The organism is Terribacillus halophilus (genome assembly GCF_900101385.1).
In the GTDB taxonomy this organism is placed as follows: domain Bacteria; phylum Bacillota; class Bacilli; order Bacillales; family Amphibacillaceae; genus Terribacillus; species Terribacillus halophilus.
This window is the reverse complement of the sequence record NZ_FMZB01000002.1, coordinates 72,875-96,230: the sequence shown is the minus strand read 5'-3', so window position 1 is coordinate 96,230 and position 23,356 is coordinate 72,875. Positions and strand designations below refer to the sequence as shown.

The window sequence follows — 23,356 nt, the reverse complement described above, 5'->3', positions numbered from 1 at the left end:
TTCCTTTTATGCTAATTCCTTTGCACCATCACCGATTGTCGCGGTATAGAAAGTTGCCTCATATCCAATTTTTTCTCTGTAATGCTGCTGGATACCTGCTTGGACAGCATCAACTTTATCTTTTTCGACTAGTGCAATGGCACAGCCGCCGAACCCGGCTCCTGTCATCCTTGCTCCAAGGACTCCATCCTGTGCCCAAGCTGCTTCGACAATCGTATCGAGTTCCTTTCCGGTCACTTCATAATCATCCCGCAGTGAACGATGCGAATCATTCATCAATTCCCCGAATGCGGCCAAATCATGCTTTTGCAGCTTCCTTAATGCCTCAATCGTCCGGTTGTTCTCAAGAACTGCATGCCGGGCCCGTTTTATATGGATGGGGTCGTTTATCAGTCTATGGTACTGTTCGAATGCATCCGGTGTGAGCTCCCCGAGGCTATTGATCTCCAACTCCTGCTGCAGATCTTTTAGGGCGGCTTCACATTCGGACCGACGTTCATTATATTTAGAGCCAGATAATGTGCGCTTTTTATTCGTATTGGCGATCAAGATGACATGCTCAGACAAATCCACGGGTGCATGCTCGTAAGTCAATGTGTTGCAGTCAAGCAGGATGGCGTGTCCTTGCTTTCCCATTCCTACCGAAAATTGATCCATGATGCCGCTGTTAACGCCGATATATTCGTTTTCCACGCGCTGGCCGAGCTGTACAAGCGGAATCCTATCCATTTTGAGTTCATACATAATGTCAGCCATTACACCAGTGACCAGCTCGATGGAAGCAGAAGAGGACAGACCAGCTCCATTTGGTATATCTCCATAGAAGAGAACATCCATGCCAGAAGTTAATTTGTCTGATGCTTGCTGTAAGTAGAGCAGGACGCCTTTTGGATAATTGGCCCAGTCATCTTCTTCTCGAAAGGCAAGATCTTCTACAGATCGCTCGATGATACCGCTTTCAGAAAAGTTCATGCTGTACAGCCTGATGATATTGTCCTGACGTTTTGCTGCCAAAGCATACGTGCCATAGGAAATGGCTGCCGGAAAAACATGTCCGCCATTATAATCCGTGTGTTCACCGATCAAATTGATTCTGCCAGGTGCAAAGAATTGGCGTGGTGTTTCAGCAGTTTGGAAGACTTTTTGAAATGAAGCTGTCAGGTTCGGATTAATCGTCATCATGATGCCTCCTAAATAGACTTTATTAATTTAATTAACTAAGTTTACAAGTAGTTTACTACAAGGACCTAGTGTAAGCAAGAGATACTTGCTGCATTGTTCGAATATGATTTTTTTAGTAAAAAGTTTACTAACGGGGATTACTCTGTCATAATCAAAACAGAAGAGGTGAGGATTTTGGCAACAATCAAGGATATTGCGAATGAAGTGGGATATTCCGTTTCCACTGTCTCCAGAGTGCTGAATCACGATGAAAGTCTGTCTGTGACGGATGAAACGAAGGATAAGATTTTTGCTGTGGCGGAAAGATTGAACTACCGGAAGAAAGAAGTCCATATTCGAATCAAGCAAATAGCCTTTCTTTATTGGGTGACGGATACAGAAGAGTTGGAGGACGTCTACTTTAAGACAATGCGCAAAGCATTGGAACAATGTGCAAAAGAACGTAACATCGAACTGACATTATACAAAAAAGAGGAAGGGATAGAGGCTGTCCCGGATACCATTCAAGGTTTTCTGGCAGTGGGGGCCTTTACGAAGGCAGAGCACAAGAAACTGCAAACCTTGAGCGGAAATGGGGTTTTCATCGACTCGGCTCCTGATCCGGATCATTACGATGCTGTACGGCCAGATTTGGAATGGATCACGAGGAAGCAAATTGACCATTTGCTGAATCAAGGACATCGACAAATCGGCTTTGTCGGCGGAACGTATCAAAACCCTGATACGATGGGGGATGAGATGGATCTTAGGGAAAAGACCTTCCGTTTCTATATGGAGCAAAAAGGTTTGCTTGATGATCGTTCGGTCTTTTGCGGGCGTGGTTTCAGTGTAGAAAATGGGTATGGTCTGATGAAAAAGGCAATTGACGAACTGACAGTTTTGCCGAGTGCATTCGTAGCTGCTGCGGATCCGATAGCTGTTGGTATGCTTCAGGCACTCAATGAAGATGGCATTAGCATTCCTGGGCAAGTAAGTGTTATCGGCATAAATAATATCAGTGTGGCGAAGTATGTTTCCCCTCCATTGACGACCTTCCACATCGATTTAGGGGAAGTGTGCAAGGCTGCTATCGACTTGCTGCTGGAACGAATTATTGGAAAACGGACTTTATCTAAAACTGTATTGATCACCGGAGAAATTGTCGAAAGAAAGAGTACCGTGGCGAAAACGACTGACTAAAAAGGTCGTTTTTTGTTTTCGTAAATATTTTACTTAAATGAGTGAAATAGTTGTTTACTTCCAATTGACTTAATGCTATGTTTATTATTGTAAACGCTTTCAATGAAGGGGTGGATCGAGTGAAAAGGAAAAGGTTGCTGCTTGGCTTGGTATCAGGTTTGATGACGGGAGTCTTACTGACTGGGTGTGGACCGCAAGAGAGCGGATCGGATGGAAGTGAGTCCGAGAAAAGCGACAAATTAGTCATTTGGGAAGATAAAGAGAAGGCCATTGGTATTGAAGAAGCCGTAGCCGAGTTCGAAAAGGAACATGATGTGACCGTGGAAATAGTCGAAAAGAATTATGCACAGCAATTGGAGGATTTGCGTTTGGATGGGCCTGCTGGGTCCGGCCCGGATGTATTCACGATGCCGGGAGATCAAATGGGGTCTGCTGTCGCAGAGGGTTTGGTCAAAGAAATAGCGGTTGATGAAACACTGCAATCGGTATATACAGAGTCAGCGATGCAATCCCAGATGGTGGAAGGGAAAGTGTATGGTCTTCCGAAAGCTGTGGAAACAACGATGCTTTACTACAACAAAGCACTTATATCCGAAGAGGAGCTGCCGGAGGATTTGGAAGGGTGGTTCAATTATTCCAAGGAAGTGAGACAGGGAGAACAATACGGATTGTTGGCATTGTTCGATCAAACGTATTACGCCAATAGTGTGCTGAGCGGTTATGGTGGATATGTGTTTGGCAAGAACAGTGACGGTACATTCAACCCGGAAGATATCGGCTTGAACAATGAAGGAGCTGTGGAGGGTGCGAATGAAATCAAACGTTTTTACGATGAGGGGCTCTTCCCATCCGGTCTTGTTGGTGAGCAGGGGATTAATGTCATTGAATCGCTGTTTACGGAAGGAAAAGCGGCCGCCATCATATCGGGTCCATGGAATCTGGAACCATTTGAAACAGCGGGTGTCGACTATGGCATCGCTTCTTTGCCGAAGTTATCCAATGGGGAGAATATGCGGGCGTTCATCGGTGTCAAAAGCTACAACGTAAGTACTTTTTCCAAGAATGCCGAGCTTGCAGAAGAGCTAGTTAAATATTTAAGTAGTGAAGAAGTATCGAAAATTCGTTATGAAAAGACAAAAGAAGTTCCGGCAGTGAAGGCTTTGGCAGAAGACCAGGAAGTGATGGAAAGCGATGCGTCCAAAGCGATAGCGGAACAATCGCAATTCTCCGATCTGACACCTGGTATTCCGGAAATGAATGAGGTATGGAAACCGACAGACGCTGCTCTGCAGACGATTGCTACTGGAAAATCTGAGCCGCAGGAAGCACTTGATCAAGCGGTGAAATCGATTAAAGGTCAAATCGAGGCAAATCATGGCGGGAAATGATAAAGACGTGCCGGCATTGTGCCGGTGCGTATTTTCTATGTAAGAGGAGGAATGGGCGTGCAGCATCGCAAAGTGGCATTGTTGCTCTCGATCGTACCAGGTTTCGGGCAGTTCTATCATCGTCAATGGCTAAAAGGATTACTGTTTTTGCTGATCACCATTTCATTTTTTATCGCTTTCAAGGATTTATTGAATATGGGGTTGTGGGGAATTGTCACGCTTGGTACAGAAATTCCGAGAGACAATTCCATTTTCCTGCTGGCAGAGGGCCTCATCGCATTGATCGTCATCTTCCTAGGTTTGATTGTTTATTATCTGAATTTGCGGGATGCCTATAAGACGGGTGTCATGCGTGATAACAAACAGACGCTGTATACACTCCGGCAGCAGTATGAGCACGTGCTGCTGAAGGGCTATCCGTATTTGATCAGCGGACCGGCATTCCTGCTCCTATTGTTCGCAGTCGTATTCCCGATTCTTTTCAGCTTCGCCATCGCTTTTACAAATTATGATTTATATAATTCACCACCAGCTAAACTCGTGGAATGGGTCGGCTTCAGCACATTCAAGGAAATCTTCACCGTCGATATATGGCGCTCTACTTTCTTTGATGTTCTTGCATGGACGATCGTTTGGACGATTGTCGCTTCCACACTGCAGGTAGCACTAGGGATTTTTCTCGCTGTTGTCGCCAATCAAAAGGAAATCCGTTTCAAAAAACTCTTCCGTACGATTCTCGTCCTGCCTTGGGCAGTTCCGGGATTTGTCACCATATTGATCTTTGCGGGATTGTTCAATGACAGTTTCGGAGCAGTAAACAATGATATTCTTGCTGCACTTGGCATAGATGCAATCCCTTGGCTGACAGATCCGAACTGGTCTCGATTTGCGCTGATTATGATGCAAGGGTGGCTTGGTTTTCCGTATATTTTCCTGGTGACCACAGGCGTGCTGCAATCGATACCAGAGGATCTGTATGAGGCGGCAACGATAGATGGGGCATCTGTTTTCTCTAAGTTCCGCCACATAACAATGCCTATGATCCTATTATCCATATCACCAATCATCATCACACAGTTCACGTTTAACTTTAATAACTTCAATATTATTTATCTGTTCAATGCGGGTGGTCCAGCAGTTCCAGATTCAACCGCCGGCGGTACGGATATACTTGTCTCCTGGATCTATAAACTGACGATGCAGTCCAGCCAATATGCTTTGGCAGCCGCTTTGACCATTATGTTATCTGTTGTTGTCGTATCCATTGCTTTATGGCAGTTCCGAAAATCCAGTACATTCAAGGAAGGAGCATGAGCCATGCGCAACCGATCTCGTTTGATTCGACTTACCCTTTCCTATGGCGTACTGATTGTGATGTCGATCTTGATCCTTTATCCGCTTGCGTGGACGATCGGCGCCAGCTTTAATCCTGGAAACAGCTTGATCAGTACCTCCATCATCCCGAAGAATCCGACGCTGGCTCACTATAAAGAATTGTTCGAGGGCTCTGCGTCCCTTCCTTATGTGCAGTGGTATGTAAATTCGGTCAAAATCAGCTTTTTCACCATGATCGGTGCCATTATCAGTGTATCGTTCACAGGTTATGCCTTCTCGCGTTTCCGCTTTAAAGGAAGGAAGAACACACTGACCATCTTTTTGCTGCTGCAAATGATCCCGCAATTTTCCGCGCTGATCGCTCTCTTTGTGCTCGCGCAAATGCTGGATATGATCAATAGTCATTGGCTTTTGATCCTGTTGTATATCGGGGGCTTGATTCCGATGAATACGTATTTGATGAAGGGGTATATGGATTCCATTCCGATGGAGCTTGATGAAAGTGCACGAATCGATGGCGCAAGCTTTACCCGTACGTTTTGGCAGATCATCATGCCATTGTCGAAGCCGATGCTGGCAGTTGTCGCCATGAATGGGTTCACGGTGCCATTAGGAGATTTTGTCCTGTCGTCTGTCATCCTGCGCACGACAGAGGCATATACGCTGCCGATTGGATTATTCAACTTAGTCAATGAGGTGATGGGTGCCAGCTATACGACGTTCGCTGCCGGGGCCATCCTGATCAGTATACCGATTGCCATCGTCTTCCTGCTGCTGCAGCGGAATTTTGTTTCTGGACTGACGACAGGCGGAACGAAAGGTTAAATCAAAAAGGGAGAGAAGAAAATGAGTCAGACGAAGCGCAACTTGAAAGCACCATTTTTATTGCATGGAGGAGACTATAATCCTGACCAATGGCTGAAATACCCGGATGTCCTGAAAGAAGATATTGAACTGATGAAATTGGCGCATACCAACACTTTCTCGGTCGGCATTTTCGCATGGAGTGCTTTGGAGCCGGAAGAAGGTGTATACAATTTTGAATGGCTGGATAAGATTTTCGATGATATCCATTCCTTTGGCGGCAAAGTGATTTTGGCTACACCAAGCGGTGCACGTCCTGCATGGATGTCCAGGAAATATCCTGATGTCTTGCGGGTGAATGCTGAGCGTGTAAAGCAACTGCATGGAGGCCGACATAATCATTGTTTTTCCTCACCTACGTACTTGGATAAGACCCAAACTATCAACCGCAAGCTGGCGGAAAGATATGGAGATCACCCGGCTTTGCTGTTATGGCATATTTCCAATGAATATGGCGGTGATTGTCATTGCGAACGCTGCCAGGCTGCTTTTCGGGAATGGCTCAAAGAACGTTATGACGGAAATCTGGAAGCATTGAATGATGCATGGTGGGGACCATTTTGGAGTCACACGTTCACAGAATGGGAGCAGGTGGAATCTCCGTCGCCGAATGGGGAAGATGGTGTTCACGGATTGCGTTTGGATTGGCGGAGGTTCGTGACGGATCAGACTGTCCGTTTCATGGAAAATGAATTGGTCCCGATCCGCGAAATCACACCGGATATTCCGGTTACAACGAATTTCATGGCGGATACACCTGACCTGATTCCATTCCGGGGACTGGATTATAATCGTTTTGCAGATAAGATCGATGTAATCAGCTGGGATGCGTATCCGACTTGGCATAATGATTGGGAAACAACAGCAGAGCTTGCAATGAAGGTTGGATTCATTGACGATTTATACCGGACGATGAAGAATCAGCCATTCCTCTTGATGGAAAACACACCGAGCATGGTCAACTGGCATCCTGTCAACAAAGCAAAACGCCCTGGCATGCATATCCTTGCCTCGATGCAGATGCTCGCTCATGGCTCGGATAGCATTCTTTACTTCCAATGGCGAAAGTCTAGGGGGTCAACGGAAAAATTTCATGGGGCGGTCGTCGATCACGACCGTTCACCGGGGAACCGTGTATTCCGGGAAGTTGCAGAACTAGGCAAGAAAATGGAGAAACTCGCCGCGCTTAAGGGAACTCATCGCACAGCCGAAGTGGCATTGCTCTATGATTGGGAAAACGACTGGGCGTTGCAAGATGCCCAAGGTTATGGTCTGGATTCCAAGCAGTACATCCAGACAATGCATGCGCATTACCGCCCATTTTGGAAGCGTGATATTCCAGTGGATGTCATCATGAAAGATCATGATTTCTCCCAATATAAGCTTTTGGTTGTCCCAATGCTTTATATGATGGAAGATCGGACAGCAGCAAAACTTGAATCATTTGTTAAAAATGGCGGGAAGCTTGTCATGACGTATATCAGCGGTGTTGTAAATGAGCACGATCTTGTGCATAAAGGTTCATGGCATGAAAAACTAGCAGAGGTTTTCGGCATTCAGCCATCTGAAACAGATACCCTTTATCCGCGTGATTGCAATAAAGTGTTTTATGAAGGGAAGCATTACGAATTGAAGGATTATGCCACGGTACTTGATCTTGCCGGCGCAACGACAAAAGGTGTCTATGAAGAGGATTTCTATGCGGGAACCCCGGCTGTCACCAAGCATGCATACGGAAAAGGTATCGCTTATTACATCGGCGGAAGATTGGAGGATACTTTCCAGGAGGATTTTTATGGACAATTGCTGGCAGCGGAACGAATCTTGCCGCCGGTTGGCATTACAAAGCCGGATGGAGTCTCCATCCAAGTACGGTGCAATACAAAATCCGTGTTCGTGTTTGTCATGAATTTCAATGAGGAAGAAAAAGATATACAGCTGGATCAAGTGTATGAGGATGTATTGGATGGAGGGTCCCTTTCGGGTGTGCTGCGGTTGCATCCTTATGAGGTGAAGGTGCTTCGCGTAGACAAGTGATGCCTTGTAAGCTTTCGGTTTCACGTTTCACAGCAGTGTCAATGTGGAAAAGTATTGTATCAATCACGATGCAAAGGAGACATTTCTATGGAACCGAAAGATATGATGAAAGGTACAACTAGTAAACATCAGCAAGATCGTCAGCCAGGGATTGAAGCGAAAATGGATCCGTTACCGCATCAGCCGCTGGATTACAAGGGAGTCGGCAGATTGGAAGGAAAAGCTGCGCTAATAACAGGCGGTGATTCCGGTATCGGGCGAGCTGTGGCAGTCCTTTATGCGAAGGAAGGGGCAGATGTTGCAATTTCCTACCTTGATGAAACAGAAGATGCTGAAGAAACAAAACGTCTTATCGAAGCAGAAGGCAAGCGTTGTCTGCTGCTGCCGGGCGACATCAAGGATGAAGAGCATTGCATCAGCTTGGTCGAGAAAACAGTGGAGGAATTCGGTAAAATCAATATTCTCGTCAACAATGCCGCCATCCAATATGTGCGGGAAGATGTGCTTGAGATTTCCTCGGAGCAATTTGAGGAAGTATTCCGTGTCAACTTCTTCTCGCAATTTTATCTTACCAAAGCCGCTGTACGACATATGAAAGCAGGAGACTCGATTATCAGTACATCTTCCATCAATGCTTACCGAGGCAATCCGATGTTCATGGATTACTCCGCGACAAAAGGTGCTATCACTGCTTGGACGCGCAGTATCGCCCAAAGTCTTATCAAAAAAGGCATCCGCGCCAATTCCGTTGCGCCAGGACCAGTTTGGACGCCGCTCATCCCGTCTACAATCGGTGAGGATAAGATTGAACAATTCGGTCAGGATAGTTTGATGGGACGTCCAGGTCAGCCATCCGAACATGCATGGCCGTACGTGATGCTTGCTTCTGATGAGGCTTCGTATATGACTGGTCAAGCAATTCATATCAATGGGGGATCTTATACATCTTCCTAAAAACTTGAACCCCGTCCGCTGGATGGGGTTTTTGTTTTGCCTTCAGCAATCAGCGGTTTTGGGAAGGCGGGATGGCCATGTCGGGATTGGTTCCTGGCTTGGAATGCGGTCGTGATGAAAAGGTTTGGGCAATCTCACATGATGAAGTACCTTTGGTTTCATCCAACATCATTTCAGCGTATAGAAAAAAGCCTTAGGGTTCTTTTTTTGTGCAAAAAATAACCAATGGACATTTCATTGGCTAGATAAAAATGTATCCGTGGTATTAGGGGGACAGTTATCTTTAAATCGATTGGAAATAGGGTGAAAGTAAACATCGGTAGGGATAACGTCCCTTTTTTTGTGCTGTATTTTATTGTACGTCTGGCAATGTGCAGTTTGATTCCATACTTGTTTTATATCATTATTTTTGCCTGAAATTATTCCATACATAAAAACTATTTGCACGTTTGTTTATTTGTAATACAATTAAACAAACGGAATGACATCGCTTACTTGAGGAGGTACGCAATGGGACAATCAACAGGCATAGCCAAAGGTATTCTAGGATTTCCGGTAGCGCCATTTACCGAAACAGGAAGACTTGATGAGCAAGCATTGTTTGAGAATATTCGTTTTCTCGTAGAGGGAGGTTTGGATGCCATTTATATTGCTTGCGGATCGGGTGAGTTTCAATCCCTGGATCGGGCCGAGTACGAAGTGATGCTGGATACAGCGTTTGAAGCAGTTGCAGGCAAGGTGCCGATTTATACAGGAGTCGGGGGGAATCTTCGGACTGCTGTTGAACTAGCTGCTGTATCAGCCGAGAAGGGTGCAGCGGGTTATTTGCTGCTTCCGCCTTATCTGATTCATGGTGAACAGGAAGGGCTTTATCAATACGCAAAGGAAATATTTGATAATGCACCAACATTGGATGCGATTCTCTACCAAAGGGATAATGCTGTTTATTCCATCGACACAGTAAGGCGGCTGACAGCTTATCCTCAATTGAAGGGGATAAAAGATGGAATCGGGAATATGGAGTTGAATATCTGCCTCACGCAGGAATTCAAAGGAAGAGTGGATTTCCTGAATGGCATGCCGATGGCGGAAGTGACAATGCCTGCTTATTTGCCACTCGGGATAACAACATATTCTTCGGCCATCTCGAATTACATCCCGCATATTTCCAGGTTGTATTACGAGTCACTGCTTGCAGGAGACCAAAGTACATTGGATGATTTATATGCGGATGTCATCTTGCCGATCAACCGCATACGTAAACAACGCAAAGGCTATGCAGTTGCCTTGATCAAAGCAGGAATGGAGATCATCGGTTTGAGCACAAGGGGATATGTGCGTCCTCCAGTCGTACCTGTTACCAAGGAGCACTATAAGGAAATGGAACAGATTCTTGCGAAAGCATTGGAAAAATATCCGCAAAAGCAGAAAACCCCATAAAGGAGAGCTAATATATGTCGATGAATGTAACAACGAACGTATACCGAAACTTCATCAATGGTGAATGGCAGGAATCAAAGTCAGCAGAACAGATTACCGTCATCAATCCAGCAGATACAAGCACACCTGTCGGGCGGATTCAAAGTTCCACAGCAGCAGATTTGGAAGCAGCTGTGGAAGCGGCAGATGCGGCACGGAAAGAATGGAGGAGCCTATCAGGGGCAGCAAGAGGCGACTTCCTCTATCGGGCGGCCGCAATATTAGAGGAACGTGCCGAAGAGATTGCAGAGACAGCTACGAAAGAAATGGGCAAGACTTTGCCAGAAGCTCGTGGGGAGACACAGCGTGGAATTGCTATATTGAAATTTTATGCAGGTGAAGGGATGCGTAAAACTGGTGATGTCATTCCTTCCACTGATGCCAGTGCTTTCATGTATACGACGCGTGTGCCGTTGGGTGTCGTCGGCGTCATTGCCCCTTGGAATTTCCCGGTTGCCATTCCTATTTGGAAGATGGCCCCTGCGTTAGTTTATGGTAATACAGTTGTATTCAAGCCGGCATCTGAAACAGCGATTACAGCCATCAAAATAATCGAATGTTTTGAGGCGGCCGGTTTTCCGAAAGGAGTCATCAATCTTGTCACCGGGGCGGGATCCGTTATCGGGAAAGGATTGGCCGAACATCCAAAGGTGCAGGGCATTACGTTTACTGGTTCCAATAATGTCGGGAAAGGTATTGGCTTGACAGCGTTGGAAAGAGGCGCCAAATATCAGCTGGAGATGGGCGGAAAAAATCCGGTGATCATTGCCGCTGATGCAGATATCGAACAAGCAGTGGATGCTACGATCAGCGGTGCTTTTCGTTCTACAGGACAAAAATGCACGGCAACAAGCAGGGTCATCGTGGAGGCGTCGATTTATGATGCATTCCGTGAAAAGCTGATTGAGAAAACAAAGGACATCACAATCGGGAACAGCCTTGAGCAGGAGGTGTGGCTCGGGCCGATTGCAAGCGAAGCCCAGCTGCAAAATTGCCTTCATTATATTCAAACGGGGATAGAAGAGGGTGCAAAGCTTATTCTAGGTGGAGAACAGCTGACAGATGGGGACTACGAGAAGGGATTTTACGTTCAGCCGACCATTTTTGAAGACGTAACCACTGATATGGTGATTGCACAGGAGGAAATTTTCGGTCCTGTCATCGCATTGATCAAAGTAGATTCGGAGGAACAAGCGATAGATGTAGCGAATGATGTCAAATTCGGATTGAGTGCCTCTATTTTCACAAAAAATATCGGACGCTTCCTGCAGTTCGCCGAAGAGATGGAAGCAGGTCTTATCCGGGTGAATGCCGAAAGCGCCGGTGTGGAACTGCAAGCTCCATTTGGCGGGATGAAGCAGTCAAGCTCCCATTCCAGGGAACAGGGTGAAGCAGCCAAAGAATTCTTCACCAGCATCAAGACAGTTTTTGTTAAAGGGTAAAAGGGCAGATCAAGCCCTTTTCCATACCTATTAATGACAACGCTTACAAAAAAGCGGTGGAGGAATGAACGATATGGATAAAATCAGAGATAACCTGCACGATACTCAGATGAAAAAGTCGAAGGTTCGTTGGTTTGTCGTCTTTATGTTGTTCCTAGTCACATCTGTCAACTATGCTGACAGAGCGACGATCAGTATTGCAGGGGATGCCTTGCAATCGGATCTGGGCTTGAATGCTGTCAGTATGGGGTATGTATTCTCCGCATTCGGCTGGGCTTATGTGATTGGACAGATACCAGGCGGGATATTGCTCGATAAGTTCGGATCAAAGCTTGTTATCGGAATGAGTATCCTGTTTTGGTCGATCTTCACTTTACTTCAAGGGGCAATCGGATTCTTTGCTGGCGGTACAGCGATTATTGTCTTGTTTGCGCTCCGTTTCCTGGTCGGGTTCTCCGAAGCGCCATCTTTTCCGGGGAACAGCCGGGTCGTGGCCGCCTGGTTCCCCAGCAAGGAACGCGGAACGGCATCTGCCATTTTCAATTCAGCACAGTATTTCGCGCTAGTTATCTTCTCACCGCTGATGGGGTGGCTGACATATAGATTCGGCTGGGAATCCGTCTTTTACGTAATGGGAGCTATCGGTATCGTTTTGGCACTGGTTTGGCTGAAAGTCATCCGGAATCCACGAGAACATCCAAAAGCAAATCGGGCTGAAATCGACTATATCGAAGCAGGCGGCGGAGTCGTCGATATGGATCAAAAGAAGGAAGGTGCTGGTTCAAAGGAGAAGCAGTCACAGTGGCCGTTCATTAAGCAACTATTAAAGAAGCGGATGTTGATTGGCATTTACATTGCACAATATTGTATTACGACATTGACTTATTTCTTTTTGACTTGGTTTCCCGTCTATCTGGTACAAGGACGCGGAATGTCGATTCTGGAAGCTGGATTCATTGCATCCCTGCCGGCGATATGTGGTTTCCTTGGCGGAATCCTTGGCGGGATGTTCTCGGATTTCCTTCTCCGCAAGAACCTATCGCTGACCATCGCACGGAAAACACCGATCATCATTGGGATGCTGCTTTCCTGCAGTATGATCATCTGTAACTATGTGGATGCTGAATGGCTTGTCGTGGTTATCATGTCGCTTGCTTTCTTCGGCAAAGGTTTTGGCGCATTGGGCTGGGCAGTCGTGTCCGATACATCGCCGAAGCAGACAGCAGGTGTCAGTGGAGGACTATTCAATACATTCGGAAACATCGCTTCCATCACGACACCAATCATCATCGGGTATATCGTCAACGCGACAGGTTCCTTCAATGGCGCGCTTATCTTCGTCGGTGCCAATGCGCTAGTTGCCATTCTAAGCTATTTATTCATCGTTGGGAAAATAGAACGGGTGGAATTGGAAGCACCAACAAAATAAATCGGAGGGATTGCTAGATGAATCAAATGACAGAGAATGTGAGAGCCGGGAAGTCGCATCATGTGCCGTCCATTACGGAAATGCAAGTGATTCCGGTTGCCGGGCGGGACAGCATGCTGCTTAATCTGAGCGGCGCACATGGCCCGTACTTTACGCGTAATATCGTCATTCTTAAAGACACGACCGGAGCAGTCGGTGTCGGAGAGGTACCTGGAGGAGAGAAGATCCGACAAACGCTTGAACAAGCGGAATCATTGGTTATAGGCGAGTCGATTGCTTCTTATCAGGCTATTCTTAATCAAATAAGACAGCAATTTGCCCATCAAGATGCAGGTGGCCGGGGTGAACAGACCTTCGATTTGCGTACAACGATTCATGCTGTGACAGCACTGGAAGCGGCACTTCTGGATTTGCTAGGCAAATTTTTGCAAGTTCCGGTGGCTGCGCTTCTAGGAGAAGGACAACAGCGAAGTGAAGTGGATGTGCTCGGTTATTTGTTCTACATTGGCAATCGCAAGCAGACGGATCTGGCCTACAAAGAAGAATCTGGTGCAAAATGGGATTGGTTCCGTTTGCGAAATGAAGAAGCATTGACGCCGGAAGCAGTCGTACGTCTGGCGGAGGCCACTTATGAAAAGTATGGATTCCGGGATTTCAAACTAAAAGGCGGTGTTTTGGCTGGAGAAGAAGAAATCCAGGCAATTGAGGCATTGGCAAAACGCTTTCCGGATGCTCGGATTACACTCGACCCAAATGGAGCTTGGTCCCTGGAGGAAGCCATTCGTCTTTGCAAAGGCAAGCATGATATCCTGGCATATGCAGAGGATCCATGTGGAGCAGAAAATGGCTACTCTTCCCGGGAGGTCATGTCGGAATTCCGGAGAGCTACCGGACTGCCGACAGCGACGAATATGATTGCGACTGACTGGCGGCAGATGGGGCATGCCATCCAGTCTCAGTCAATCGATATTCCGCTTGCCGATCCGCATTTCTGGACGATGCAAGGCTCTGTGCGTGTCGCCCAGATGTGTAACGAATGGGGTCTCACCTGGGGATCGCATTCCAATAACCATTTTGACATTTCATTAGCTATGTTTACCCATGTTGCCGCGGCAGCTCCTGGGAATATTACCGCTATCGATACGCATTGGATCTGGCAGGATGGACAGCGTCTGACAAAAGAGCCTTATGTGATAGCTGAAGGGAAAATTGCGGTACCTGATGAGCCAGGACTGGGTATAGAGATAGATTTGGAGGAAGTGGAAAAGGCGCACCAGCTGTATAAATCCATGGGCCTTGGCGCTAGGAATGATGCTGTTGCAATGCAATATTTGATTCAGGATTGGAAGTTCGACAATAAGAAACCGTGCCTTGTACGATGATGAATCTGGGAGCCGTTCTACAGCTGGGCGGCTCTTTTGTATGCGTTTGTAATTTCGTTTCATTCCCAGTATCATAGGTTTATCACATATTAAAGGTGTTGGACATGATGGAGAGAGACCCATTGCAAGTGAATGTGGAGCACGTCAACAGAAAAACATTATCCAAACAAGTGGTGGAACGGATTCTGCATCTGCTATCAAGCGGTCAGCTGAAACCTGGGGATAAGCTGCCCACAGAAGCGGAATTCATCACGATCCTCGGAGTGAGCCGGACTGTTTTGCGTGAAGCCTTGAGTGCATTGGAAACACTCGGCATCATCACGCGTAAGACGCGGGAAGGCACCTACTTCAACCTGAAGGTCGGTGCAGCACCTTTTTCCGATATGCTTAACTTGGCGAGCGATAATATCCAGGCAATCATCGAAGCAAGGATCGTATTGGAACTCGGGCTGGTTACAATTGCAACGGAAAAGATCACTGACGAACAGCTGGAAGAACTGTATGAAACGATTGTGGAGATCGAAGAATCAAAGGACAATAATTACGGACAAGCTGATAAAAGATTCCACCGGATCATAGCTTTGAGTGCCAATAATTTGATACTTGATGGCATGATCCATTCGCTGCTTCTTTATCATGCGAAAATCAATAACCATATCATAGTCAGGGAAAAAGAAAAGACGGTAGCTTATCATAAACGTATCTATGAGGCTCTGAAGGAAAGAGATGCATACAAAGCGCACACAGCAATGTATGATCATCTGCGCTTTGTACAGAAGAAGATTCTCGAAGGGCAGCAGGAAAAACAAGGCGAGTAAGAAGAAGCAGCGGTTCCGCCAGCCGCTGCTTCTTTTTCATTTATTCGTTATCGGATTCTTCTTCATTCAATTCAAACAGGTGATCTAAGTATGGCTCCAGCTCGAATGTATCTTCCTCGGCATATGTGGTGAAAACATCTTTTGTTAATGAACTCATGATTTGAATCCTCCTTGTGATTGGGTTTGTAGTAATAAGATACCCAATCTAGCAATCTGCTAATCATCCAGTTTTTGGTCAGGAGGCTAGCTTTTCTTGTTTGAAATTCCGTTTGACAGAGAAAACCTGCATTACAATCATGAAAAGATTCACAGCTATCAATACAAAGATGGAATAAGAGAAGCTTCCGGTCATATCATTGACTGCCCCTAGAATAATTGGACCAAATGATCCGATGACATAACCAACTGCCTGTATCATGGCAGACCAAGAGGCAGCTGCCTGATGGGTAGTTGTCACATCAATCGGGAGCAAAAGATTCATGGCGAACAAACCGCCAGCACCAAGGCCGATGAAGCAAGCGGCCAGCCAAGGCAAGAAGGATATGAAAATCATCCCAAAGCCGATCAGTTCGAATATGGCAGCCGTTACAAGCCAGAACAGGCGGCTTGGAATTCTTTTCAGCAGATAAGGTATGGCTAAGTTAGCTGGTACTTGCAGAACCATGAAAAGGACGAGCAGGTTGGCTGCATAAACTTTACTGTACCCCATGTTTTCTACGATAGGGGGAAGCCAGGCAGTCAAAGAATAGAAAATGAACGCCATCCCGCCGAAAGAGAAGGTGAGCAGCCAGGCATTCCATTGGTTCCATGGCAATTTGTCTGCGCCCCCAAATGTTTGAATTGTCCTGTCTTTCTTTTTTTGAGGCAACACGACGAGGACCCAAATGATGATGGCAAGCAGTGCTAATAAGGACCAAGCAGCCAGAGCGATCTGCCAGGATTCGAATACATGCTGAATGGGTGCGACGCCTCCGGAAGCCATACCAGCTCCAACAGCCAGAGCGGCGGTATAAATACTGATCATGATTGCACTATTATCGGGAAAATATTTTTTAATGAAACCGGAAAGCAGCGGACCGGCAGCTGCAATACCGATGCCTGCCAAGAAAGCTGTGATCAATAAGAAGAAAGAAGTATGAGTGAAAAGACGAATGATGGTTCCAATGCCAATGACAACTAGAGACCAGCCAATTACATATTCAAGCGAAAAACGATTGGCCAATTTGGCAGCAACCGGCGAAAAGATGCCCATACATAAAACAGGTATGGAAGTGAGCAGGCTTGCACTGGAAGCATTCATATGCAATTCAGATTGAATGATTTCAATAAGCGGAGAAATGGAATTGATTGCCGGACGTAAATTAAGTGCTGCCACGAATAAAGCGATGCCTAACCAGATATACGTTGCTTTTTTCACATGCTGTACCCCCATCAGTATCGAATTATCTTATTGTAAACCTTGTCTGGTGTTGCTGCAATGCACCCATGTTTAAAATGCAGTAAGATAGTGGAAAAATGAATTAGAATAAAAAAGGGGGAATTGTCATGGGATTGAATCCAAAAATACAGGCTTTTTTGAAACAAGTAAATGCTCAGCCGCTACCGCTTGAATCGGTCTCGCCCGCGCAGTTTCGCAATCAGGCAAGAATGCAGGATGATGGTCCGAAACAAGAAGTGGCTAAGGTGGAAGACGGCCGGATTGAATTACACGATCGGACATTGCCGATACGTATCTACCGTTCTGAAAATAAGGTACAGCCCGCACTCGTCTTTTATCACGGCGGCGGCTGGGTTGTCGGCAGCATCGATTCGCATGATGCAACTTGCCGTGAAATTGCCAACATGGCAGCATGCACGGTTATCTCGGTTGATTACCGCCTAGCGCCTGAACATAAATTCCCTGCTGCAGTGGAGGATGCCTATGAAGCATTTCAATGGGTTAGTGCCAACGCAGAGCGTTTAGGAATCGAAGGAGCTAGAATTGCTGTGGGAGGAGATAGTGCAGGAGGGAATCTCGCAACGGTTGTGTGCTTGCTGGCAGCAGAACGAGCTGGTCATAAACCAGTATTTCAGTTGCTTTTATACCCATCTACAGGTTATACCGGAGAAGAGCCAGCTTCTTTACGTGAAAACGCGGAAGGCTATTTATTGACCAAACGTTTGATGAATTGGTTCCGCAGCCATTATTACCGGACAGAAGCAGATCGTTTCAACCCGTATGCATCACCGATTCGTTCTGATTTGCTGCATGCATTGCCGCCTGCAGCGATTTTGACGGCTGAATATGACCCGTTGCGGGACGAAGCACAGGCTTATGCTGAACAGCTAAAACGGGAAGGTGTCGATGTATTCGTGAAAAATTACGAAGGGCTGATTCATGGCTTTGCTGGTTTTACAGCTGAAGTAGAAGAAGCGTATCAAGCTGTGGCAGAGGGAGCTGCTCAGCTGAGGCAAGCTCTGTATCAATGATCGTGATGTAATAATATTGGTCTTCTCGTTCTGCATTATTCCTTATCGTCCACTAGCATTCGAATACACTCTAAACACTTCCATCTCATAATTGAAAAACCGTACTTAAAAACTTATTTAGTACGGTTTTTGATTTGGCTAAAACACCTATGTCTAAGACTTTTTATCTCTTACAGGAACCAAATTCCGATGATGGTGGAAAGTACAAGCCCGATAACGACTGGGATAAAACATTGCCGCACCAATTCCATCACCGGCACCCGTGCAAATCCAGCAATCGCTACAATAGAAGACCAGGCAATCAGCGTGCCGCCGCCAACCCAAATTGCTCCCATTTGTCCTATTGCAGCAAGCGTTGAGGCATCCATACCGACAGCAGGTGCCAGGGCACCTGAAAGGGCTCCGACGAGAGGGAGTCCGGAAAAGCCTGAACCGTCCAGTCCAGTTACCATGCCGACTATCAGCAAACCGAGTCCAGCAAAAATTGGATTCTCTGGAATATAGTGCTGCCCTGCCTCTACTAAATCAAACAGAAAGGAAGGAGCCTGTGCAGCATCTTCCAGACCGAATATCCTGGCAGAAATCTCTCCGCTCCCTAAAAAGAAGAAACCTGCAATCGGAATAACAGGCCCCATTGCCCGAAAAGCAAAGGTAAAGCCATCTACCAAGTGGTCGCTCACATTATGCAAGGACCGTTTCCAATTGTAAGCGATCGCTGCGGCAATCATGAGCAGGATAGCAGCACCTCCGATTAAAGCAGCTCCTGCTCCGCCCTCAAGCGAAGCAGTATTGCTGAAAGCTGCATAGGCCATGTAGGTCACCACAACAAGAAAGGCTGCGGGCACCAGAATCGCAAACAAGATACTGAACCTTGTTTTTTCACCTGAATGGGCTTCACTAGACGCATCGTTCCCGTTCCACCTTTCCAGGTGCACAATGGAAGGAGAGGAGATTTTTTTTCGAATCCGGAAGTACGCCAGCAGCAAGGCTGTGATACCGGTAATAAGCGATAAAATAAGCGCTTTGTCTGCCACCGCAGCAGTATCTGCACCAGCTGCTGTAGCACTCAGCATCGGTGCAATTTTAATAACATAATCAGAAGAAAGCGCCATGCCCTGGCCGGCAATCGCCATTGCCACACCAGTTGCGACTGGCGGCAGACCGGCTTTGATTGCAACAGGGAGCAGGATTGCACCTACGAGTGGCACTGCAGGTGTTGGCCAAAAGAATAGGGAGATAGAGTAGGTAATAAATGCCAATACCCAAAAGGAAGTATGGCCGTTCGTCATAATATAACCAAAAGGGCGAATCATCCGCTTATCAGCCTGCAATGCTTTTAAGGACTGCAGCAGAGCAGTCATAACGGTAATAATCAAGAAGATATTAAATAGTTCCGAGGCAGCTGTGAGGCTTGCGCTGAAGGTTGTCTGCAATCCCTTTACAAGTGTCCCCGTATACGACCAGCCTACCAAGAAGGTCATCAATAATGCCGGAACCAACACATTTTGCCGAACAAGCATCGTTAAAATAATCAAAAGTGTTCCTGCCAGATAGATCCAATGGGCCATTGTCAAGTCCGTCAAGCGGGTTCCTCCTTCATCTCATCATGTGCCATAGCCTATGTAAGACAGAAGGTACCGGTGACTATTGCTTAATGGAATTGTGTAAATGAAGGTGAGAACCCGCTTACATGCGAAATGTTGGAAGCGAACGAAAGAAACAACCGGAAAATCTATTACATGGAACGAATAAAAAAATGCATTGAAAGCGTTGACAATAATCCGCTTACATGATAAATTGAGTTTGTACAACAGCATACAACTATCCTTTAGGATTGTTACTGATAAGCAGGCAAAACCTAAATTATATTCCGGGAGCAGAGGCAACTCTGTGCAAGGGGTGTAGTTTGGGTTTTTTTGTGTACCCAAACCAAGAGCTTATCAAAAAAAGGATAAAGGCGGCATCCTTTATCCTCATCATAATATCCCCGAATGGAGGGTCTATCATGAATCATCGTAAAACAGCAGAAGAGATTTTGCAATTGGTAGGCGGAGAATCAAATGTTCAAAGTGTCATTCATTGCATGACACGCCTGCGCTTTAATCTGTACGATAACAGTAAAGCAGATCGAAAAAGCTTGGAGCAGGTGGATGGTGTTTTAGGCTCCAACATTAGCGGAAGTCAGTTTCAGCTGATCATAGGAAATGAGGTCCCGAAAGTATATAAGGAGATCATCGCCAATAGCAGTTTAAGTGAATCGAAGAGTGCAGAAGGCGAAACGAAACAAAAGAAAAATGTGATCAGCTCTATCTTCGACGTCATTTCCGGTGTATTCACGCCGATTCTGCCAGCTATCGCTGGTGCCGGTATGATCAAAGGTATTGCGGCTTTGCTGGTGACATTTGGCTGGCTGCAAGAAGCCTCCCAAACCTATCAAATCCTGACTGTAATCGGAGATGGTGCATTCTACTTCCTGCCGATACTGCTGGCAATCAGTGCAGCACGTAAATTCGGGTCTAACCCGTATGTGGCCGCTGCGATAGGAGCCGCCATCCTGCATCCGACGCTGACGGCTATGTTTGCAGAAGGAGGATCCATTTCCTTTGTTGGATTGCCGGTAACCGTCGCAACCTATTCATCAACGGTTATACCAATCTTGCTGGCAATTTGGATTGCTTCTTATGTAGAGAAATGGGTAGACCGGGTGACACATGCTTCCTTGAAGCTGATCGTTGTCCCGACGGTGACTTTATTAGTTGTAGTACCAGTTACCTTGATTACAGTAGGACCGCTTGGAGCTATAGCCGGTAACTATTTGTCCACAGGAACGAACTTCTTATTCCAGAATGCTGGAATTATCGCCATGATCCTGCTTGCTGGTACGTTCTCGCTTATCATCATAACTGGTATGCACTACGCACTTGTTCCGATCATGCTGAACAATATTGCCGTGAACGGCTACGATTATATGATCCCAGCCATGTTCCTTGCCAACTTTGGACAAGCAGGTGCTGCATTCGCAGTTGCGATGCGATCTAAAAATAAGAAATTCAAGTCGCTGTCCTTCACGACTGCGTTGACAGCAACGATGGGTGTGACAGAGCCGGCTATGTACGGCGTCAATATGCGCTTGAAGAAGCCATTCGTCGCAGCCTTGATTGGTGCTGCTGCCGGTGGATTACTGTATGCGCTCACAGATGTAAAAGCCTATATCGTTGCCGGTATGGCAGGACTTCCGGGTATCCCGACTTTCGTAGGTCCAGAGTTCATCTTTGCTATTCTCGGTCTCGTCCTGGCATTCGTTGCAGCAGCAGCTGTCACATGGATCATGGGCTTTGAGGACGTTATGGCATCAGCTGAAGAAACAACAACAGAAGAAAAAACAGTAAATACAGCAACAGAAGCAGATGCAGAGAAAGCATCCGAAGTCATCGCTAGTCCGCTGTCAGGAGAGGTTCGCCCGCTTGCAGAGGTAAGTGACCCGACATTTGCGCAGGAAATCATGGGAAAAGGTATGGCAATTTTACCGTCAAAAGGTGAAGTTGTATCTCCTGTTGATGGTGAAGTAGTTACGTTATTTGCCACAAAACATGCCATCGGCTTGAAAAGTACAAATGGCGCAGAAGTGCTGATACATGTTGGTATCGATACAGTGAAATTGAATGGTGAACATTTTACAGCTCATATCGCATCGGGCGATAAAGTCCAAAAAGGGCAGAAGCTCGTAACCTTTGACATGGAAGCCATTCAAGCTGCAGGATATGACGTTATTACACCGATCATCATCACAAACACTGCCGAATATGAGAATGTCACAACACTTGCTGAAGGCACTGTGAACAGCGGTGAAGCCGTGCTGGATTTGGCGGTATCTGCAACCACTTCAAAAGAAGCATCTTAAATCGTAAAAGGAGAGAGAGATTATGACAAACCAAACAGTATTTCCACAAGGATTCCTATGGGGCGGCGCAACAGCTGCCAACCAAATGGAAGGGGGATTCCATGAAGGCAATAAGGGCTTGAATATCGCGGATGTTCTTCCGGGCGGAAAAGAACGTCTGCGCATCTTGGCAGAGCCAGGATTTGATTTTGAAATTGATACAGATAAATACACATACCCGAACCACGAAGCAATCGATTTCTACCATCGTTATAAAGAGGATATTGCATTATTTGCGGAAATGGGCTTCAAAGTATTCCGGATGTCGATTGCCTGGACGCGTATCTTCCCCAAAGGTGATGAGCTTGAACCAAATGAAGAAGGGCTTGCTTTCTATGATCGTGTTTTTGATGAACTGCTTAAGCATGGCATCGAGCCAGTTGTTACGATTTCCCATTATGAAATGCCGGTGAATCTTGTAAAAGAATATGGAGGATGGAAGAGCCGTGAAGTGATCACTTTCTTCGAGCGTTATGCAAAAGCTGTGCTGGACCGCTACAAAGATAAAGTGAAGTATTGGATGACTTTCAATGAAATCAATAGCGGACTTATCATGCCAATCATGAGTCTTGGTTTCTCCATTCAGCCTGGGGAACATAAGTATCAATCAGTAATCCAAGGATTGCACCATCAGTTCATTGCCAGTGCCAAAGCTGTCCAGTATTGCCATGAAGTGAATCCAGATGCACAAATCGGCTGTATGATCATTTATGCACCTGTCTACTCCTATGACAGCAAGCCGGAAAATGTTTTTTATGCCGATCAGGAAGCTCGTATGTTCAATAATTACTGCGGAGATGTAATGGTTCGCGGTGCTTATCCGGCATTCGCAAAACGTTTCTTCAAAGAACAAGGTGTGGAACTGCAAATCGAAGACAACGATTTGGAAACCATCCAAGCGGGAACAGTTGATTACATCGGTTTCAGCTACTATATGTCCCGTACGGAAAAAGCGGAAAAAAGTGAGGAAGAGCTGGCGCAGGGTAATATCATGTCTGGCGTGAAGAACCCATTCCTGAAAGCGAGCGACTGGGGATGGGAAATCGATCCACTCGGACTGCGTATCGCGCTGAACGATATGTATGATCGTTACCAAGTGCCGTTGTTCATCGTGGAAAACGGGCTTGGTGCGTATGATAAAGTCGAAGCCGATGGAAGCATCAACGATGATTACCGTATCGATTATATGCGTGATCATATCAAAGCAATGGGAGAAGCCATCGAGGATGGCGTGGACTTGATGGGATACACTAGCTGGGGCTGCATCGATTTGGTTAGCGCCTCGACAGGGGAGTATTCCAAACGATATGGTTTCATCTATGTCGATAAGCATGACGATGGCAGCGGTTCATTGGAGCGGAGCCGGAAGAAATCGTTCCACTGGTATCAGAATGTTATTGAAACAAATGGAGCAGAGCTCTAATACTAAAAAGACCTTATCCAATTGACTTGGATAAG

The 23,356-nt window shown here is 46.3% G+C and carries 17 protein-coding genes; 14 read left to right on the top strand and 3 right to left on the bottom strand.

Going from position 1 to position 23,356, the window contains the following annotated elements:
- Positions 1-6 precede the first annotated feature (6 nt).
- Positions 7-1,179, bottom strand: a complete 1,173-nt coding sequence (locus BLQ53_RS03720; protein WP_093725955.1) for a galactokinase — start codon at positions 1,177-1,179, stop codon at positions 7-9.
- 177 nt (positions 1,180-1,356) lie between these two features.
- On the opposite strand from BLQ53_RS03720, the gene BLQ53_RS03715 reads away from it, so the two are divergent.
- The 11 genes from BLQ53_RS03715 to BLQ53_RS03665 all read left to right on the top strand — a co-directional run bounded on the left by BLQ53_RS03715 (position 1,357) and on the right by BLQ53_RS03665 (position 15,489).
- Complete coding sequence (locus BLQ53_RS03715) at positions 1,357-2,361, top strand: LacI family DNA-binding transcriptional regulator (RefSeq protein WP_093725954.1); 1,005 nt, start codon at positions 1,357-1,359, stop codon at positions 2,359-2,361.
- 119 nt (positions 2,362-2,480) lie between these two features.
- Positions 2,481-3,749 carry a galactooligosaccharide ABC transporter substrate-binding protein GanS gene (gene ganS / locus BLQ53_RS03710; protein WP_483162412.1) on the top strand — a complete coding sequence of 423 codons (1,269 nt, stop codon included), beginning with the start codon at positions 2,481-2,483 and terminating at the stop codon, positions 3,747-3,749.
- A 57-nt stretch (positions 3,750-3,806) separates the two neighbouring features.
- The gene (gene ganP / locus BLQ53_RS03705) at positions 3,807-5,063 is read left to right on the top strand and encodes a carbohydrate ABC transporter permease (protein WP_093725953.1); all 1,257 of its coding nucleotides are present in this window, start codon (positions 3,807-3,809) and stop codon (positions 5,061-5,063) included.
- Positions 5,064-5,066: 3 nt separating this feature from the next.
- Positions 5,067-5,909, top strand: a complete 843-nt coding sequence (ganQ, locus tag BLQ53_RS03700) for a galactooligosaccharide ABC transporter permease GanQ (RefSeq protein ID WP_093725952.1) — start codon at positions 5,067-5,069, stop codon at positions 5,907-5,909.
- A gap of 21 nt (positions 5,910-5,930) precedes the next feature.
- Positions 5,931-7,985, top strand: coding sequence for a beta-galactosidase (locus BLQ53_RS03695; RefSeq protein WP_093725951.1), 2,055 nt, complete (start codon positions 5,931-5,933; stop codon positions 7,983-7,985).
- A gap of 87 nt (positions 7,986-8,072) precedes the next feature.
- A complete protein-coding gene (locus BLQ53_RS03690) occupies positions 8,073-8,939 on the top strand; it encodes an SDR family oxidoreductase (RefSeq protein ID WP_093725950.1) in 867 nt (288 codons plus the stop codon).
- Between the two features lie 510 nt (positions 8,940-9,449).
- Entirely contained in the window at positions 9,450-10,379 is a 930-nt protein-coding gene (kdgD, locus tag BLQ53_RS03685) for a 5-dehydro-4-deoxyglucarate dehydratase (protein WP_093725949.1), read from the top strand.
- Between the two features lie 14 nt (positions 10,380-10,393).
- Complete coding sequence (gucD, locus tag BLQ53_RS03680) at positions 10,394-11,860, top strand: alpha-ketoglutaric semialdehyde dehydrogenase GucD (RefSeq protein ID WP_093725948.1); 1,467 nt, start codon at positions 10,394-10,396, stop codon at positions 11,858-11,860.
- A 109-nt stretch (positions 11,861-11,969) separates the two neighbouring features.
- Positions 11,970-13,289: an MFS transporter gene (locus BLQ53_RS03675; RefSeq protein WP_093726382.1), complete on the top strand. Its 1,320-nt coding sequence runs from the start codon at positions 11,970-11,972 to the stop codon at positions 13,287-13,289.
- Positions 13,290-13,306: 17 nt separating this feature from the next.
- Positions 13,307-14,671 carry a glucarate dehydratase gene (gudD, locus tag BLQ53_RS03670; protein ID WP_170829567.1) on the top strand — a complete coding sequence of 455 codons (1,365 nt, stop codon included), beginning with the start codon at positions 13,307-13,309 and terminating at the stop codon, positions 14,669-14,671.
- 107 nt (positions 14,672-14,778) lie between these two features.
- Positions 14,779-15,489, top strand: a complete 711-nt coding sequence (locus BLQ53_RS03665) for a FadR/GntR family transcriptional regulator (RefSeq protein ID WP_093725947.1) — start codon at positions 14,779-14,781, stop codon at positions 15,487-15,489.
- 235 nt (positions 15,490-15,724) lie between these two features.
- Here BLQ53_RS03665 and BLQ53_RS03660 read toward each other — a convergent pair whose 3' ends face one another.
- Positions 15,725-16,906: an MFS transporter gene (locus tag BLQ53_RS03660; RefSeq protein WP_244499236.1), complete on the bottom strand. Its 1,182-nt coding sequence runs from the start codon at positions 16,904-16,906 to the stop codon at positions 15,725-15,727.
- Positions 16,907-17,034: 128 nt separating this feature from the next.
- On the opposite strand from BLQ53_RS03660, the gene BLQ53_RS03655 reads away from it, so the two are divergent.
- A complete protein-coding gene (locus tag BLQ53_RS03655; protein WP_093725945.1) occupies positions 17,035-17,958 on the top strand; it encodes an alpha/beta hydrolase in 924 nt (307 codons plus the stop codon).
- Between the two features lie 170 nt (positions 17,959-18,128).
- On the opposite strand, the gene BLQ53_RS03650 is transcribed toward BLQ53_RS03655, so the two are convergent.
- On the bottom strand, positions 18,129-19,541 hold the full coding sequence (locus tag BLQ53_RS03650; protein WP_244499235.1) for a hypothetical protein: 1,413 nt from the start codon (positions 19,539-19,541) through the stop codon (positions 18,129-18,131).
- A gap of 422 nt (positions 19,542-19,963) precedes the next feature.
- On the opposite strand from BLQ53_RS03650, the gene BLQ53_RS03645 reads away from it, so the two are divergent.
- Together BLQ53_RS03645 and BLQ53_RS03640 are read left to right on the top strand one after the other, a co-directional pair.
- Complete coding sequence (locus tag BLQ53_RS03645; protein WP_093725944.1) at positions 19,964-21,859, top strand: beta-glucoside-specific PTS transporter subunit IIABC; 1,896 nt, start codon at positions 19,964-19,966, stop codon at positions 21,857-21,859.
- A 22-nt stretch (positions 21,860-21,881) separates the two neighbouring features.
- A complete protein-coding gene (locus BLQ53_RS03640) occupies positions 21,882-23,321 on the top strand; it encodes a glycoside hydrolase family 1 protein (RefSeq protein WP_093725943.1) in 1,440 nt (479 codons plus the stop codon).
- Positions 23,322-23,356 lie beyond the last annotated feature (35 nt).

Excerpts from the sequence above, each read along its gene's own strand:
- BLQ53_RS03720 (WP_093725955.1), bottom strand. The coding sequence starts at position 1,179 with ATGACGATTAATCCGAACCTGACAGCTTCATTTCAAAAAGTCTTCCAA.
- ganQ (WP_093725952.1), top strand. The coding sequence starts at position 5,067 with ATGCGCAACCGATCTCGTTTGATTCGACTTACCCTTTCCTATGGCGTA.
- BLQ53_RS03695 (WP_093725951.1), top strand. The coding sequence starts at position 5,931 with ATGAGTCAGACGAAGCGCAACTTGAAAGCACCATTTTTATTGCATGGA.
- BLQ53_RS03690 (WP_093725950.1), top strand. The coding sequence starts at position 8,073 with ATGGAACCGAAAGATATGATGAAAGGTACAACTAGTAAACATCAGCAA.
- kdgD (WP_093725949.1), top strand. The coding sequence starts at position 9,450 with ATGGGACAATCAACAGGCATAGCCAAAGGTATTCTAGGATTTCCGGTA.
- gucD (WP_093725948.1), top strand. The coding sequence starts at position 10,394 with ATGTCGATGAATGTAACAACGAACGTATACCGAAACTTCATCAATGGT.
- BLQ53_RS03675 (WP_093726382.1), top strand. The coding sequence starts at position 11,970 with ATGAAAAAGTCGAAGGTTCGTTGGTTTGTCGTCTTTATGTTGTTCCTA.
- gudD (WP_170829567.1), top strand. The coding sequence starts at position 13,307 with ATGAATCAAATGACAGAGAATGTGAGAGCCGGGAAGTCGCATCATGTG.
- BLQ53_RS03665 (WP_093725947.1), top strand. The coding sequence starts at position 14,779 with ATGGAGAGAGACCCATTGCAAGTGAATGTGGAGCACGTCAACAGAAAA.
- BLQ53_RS03655 (WP_093725945.1), top strand. The coding sequence starts at position 17,035 with ATGGGATTGAATCCAAAAATACAGGCTTTTTTGAAACAAGTAAATGCT.
- BLQ53_RS03645 (WP_093725944.1), top strand. The coding sequence starts at position 19,964 with ATGAATCATCGTAAAACAGCAGAAGAGATTTTGCAATTGGTAGGCGGA.
- BLQ53_RS03640 (WP_093725943.1), top strand. The coding sequence starts at position 21,882 with ATGACAAACCAAACAGTATTTCCACAAGGATTCCTATGGGGCGGCGCA.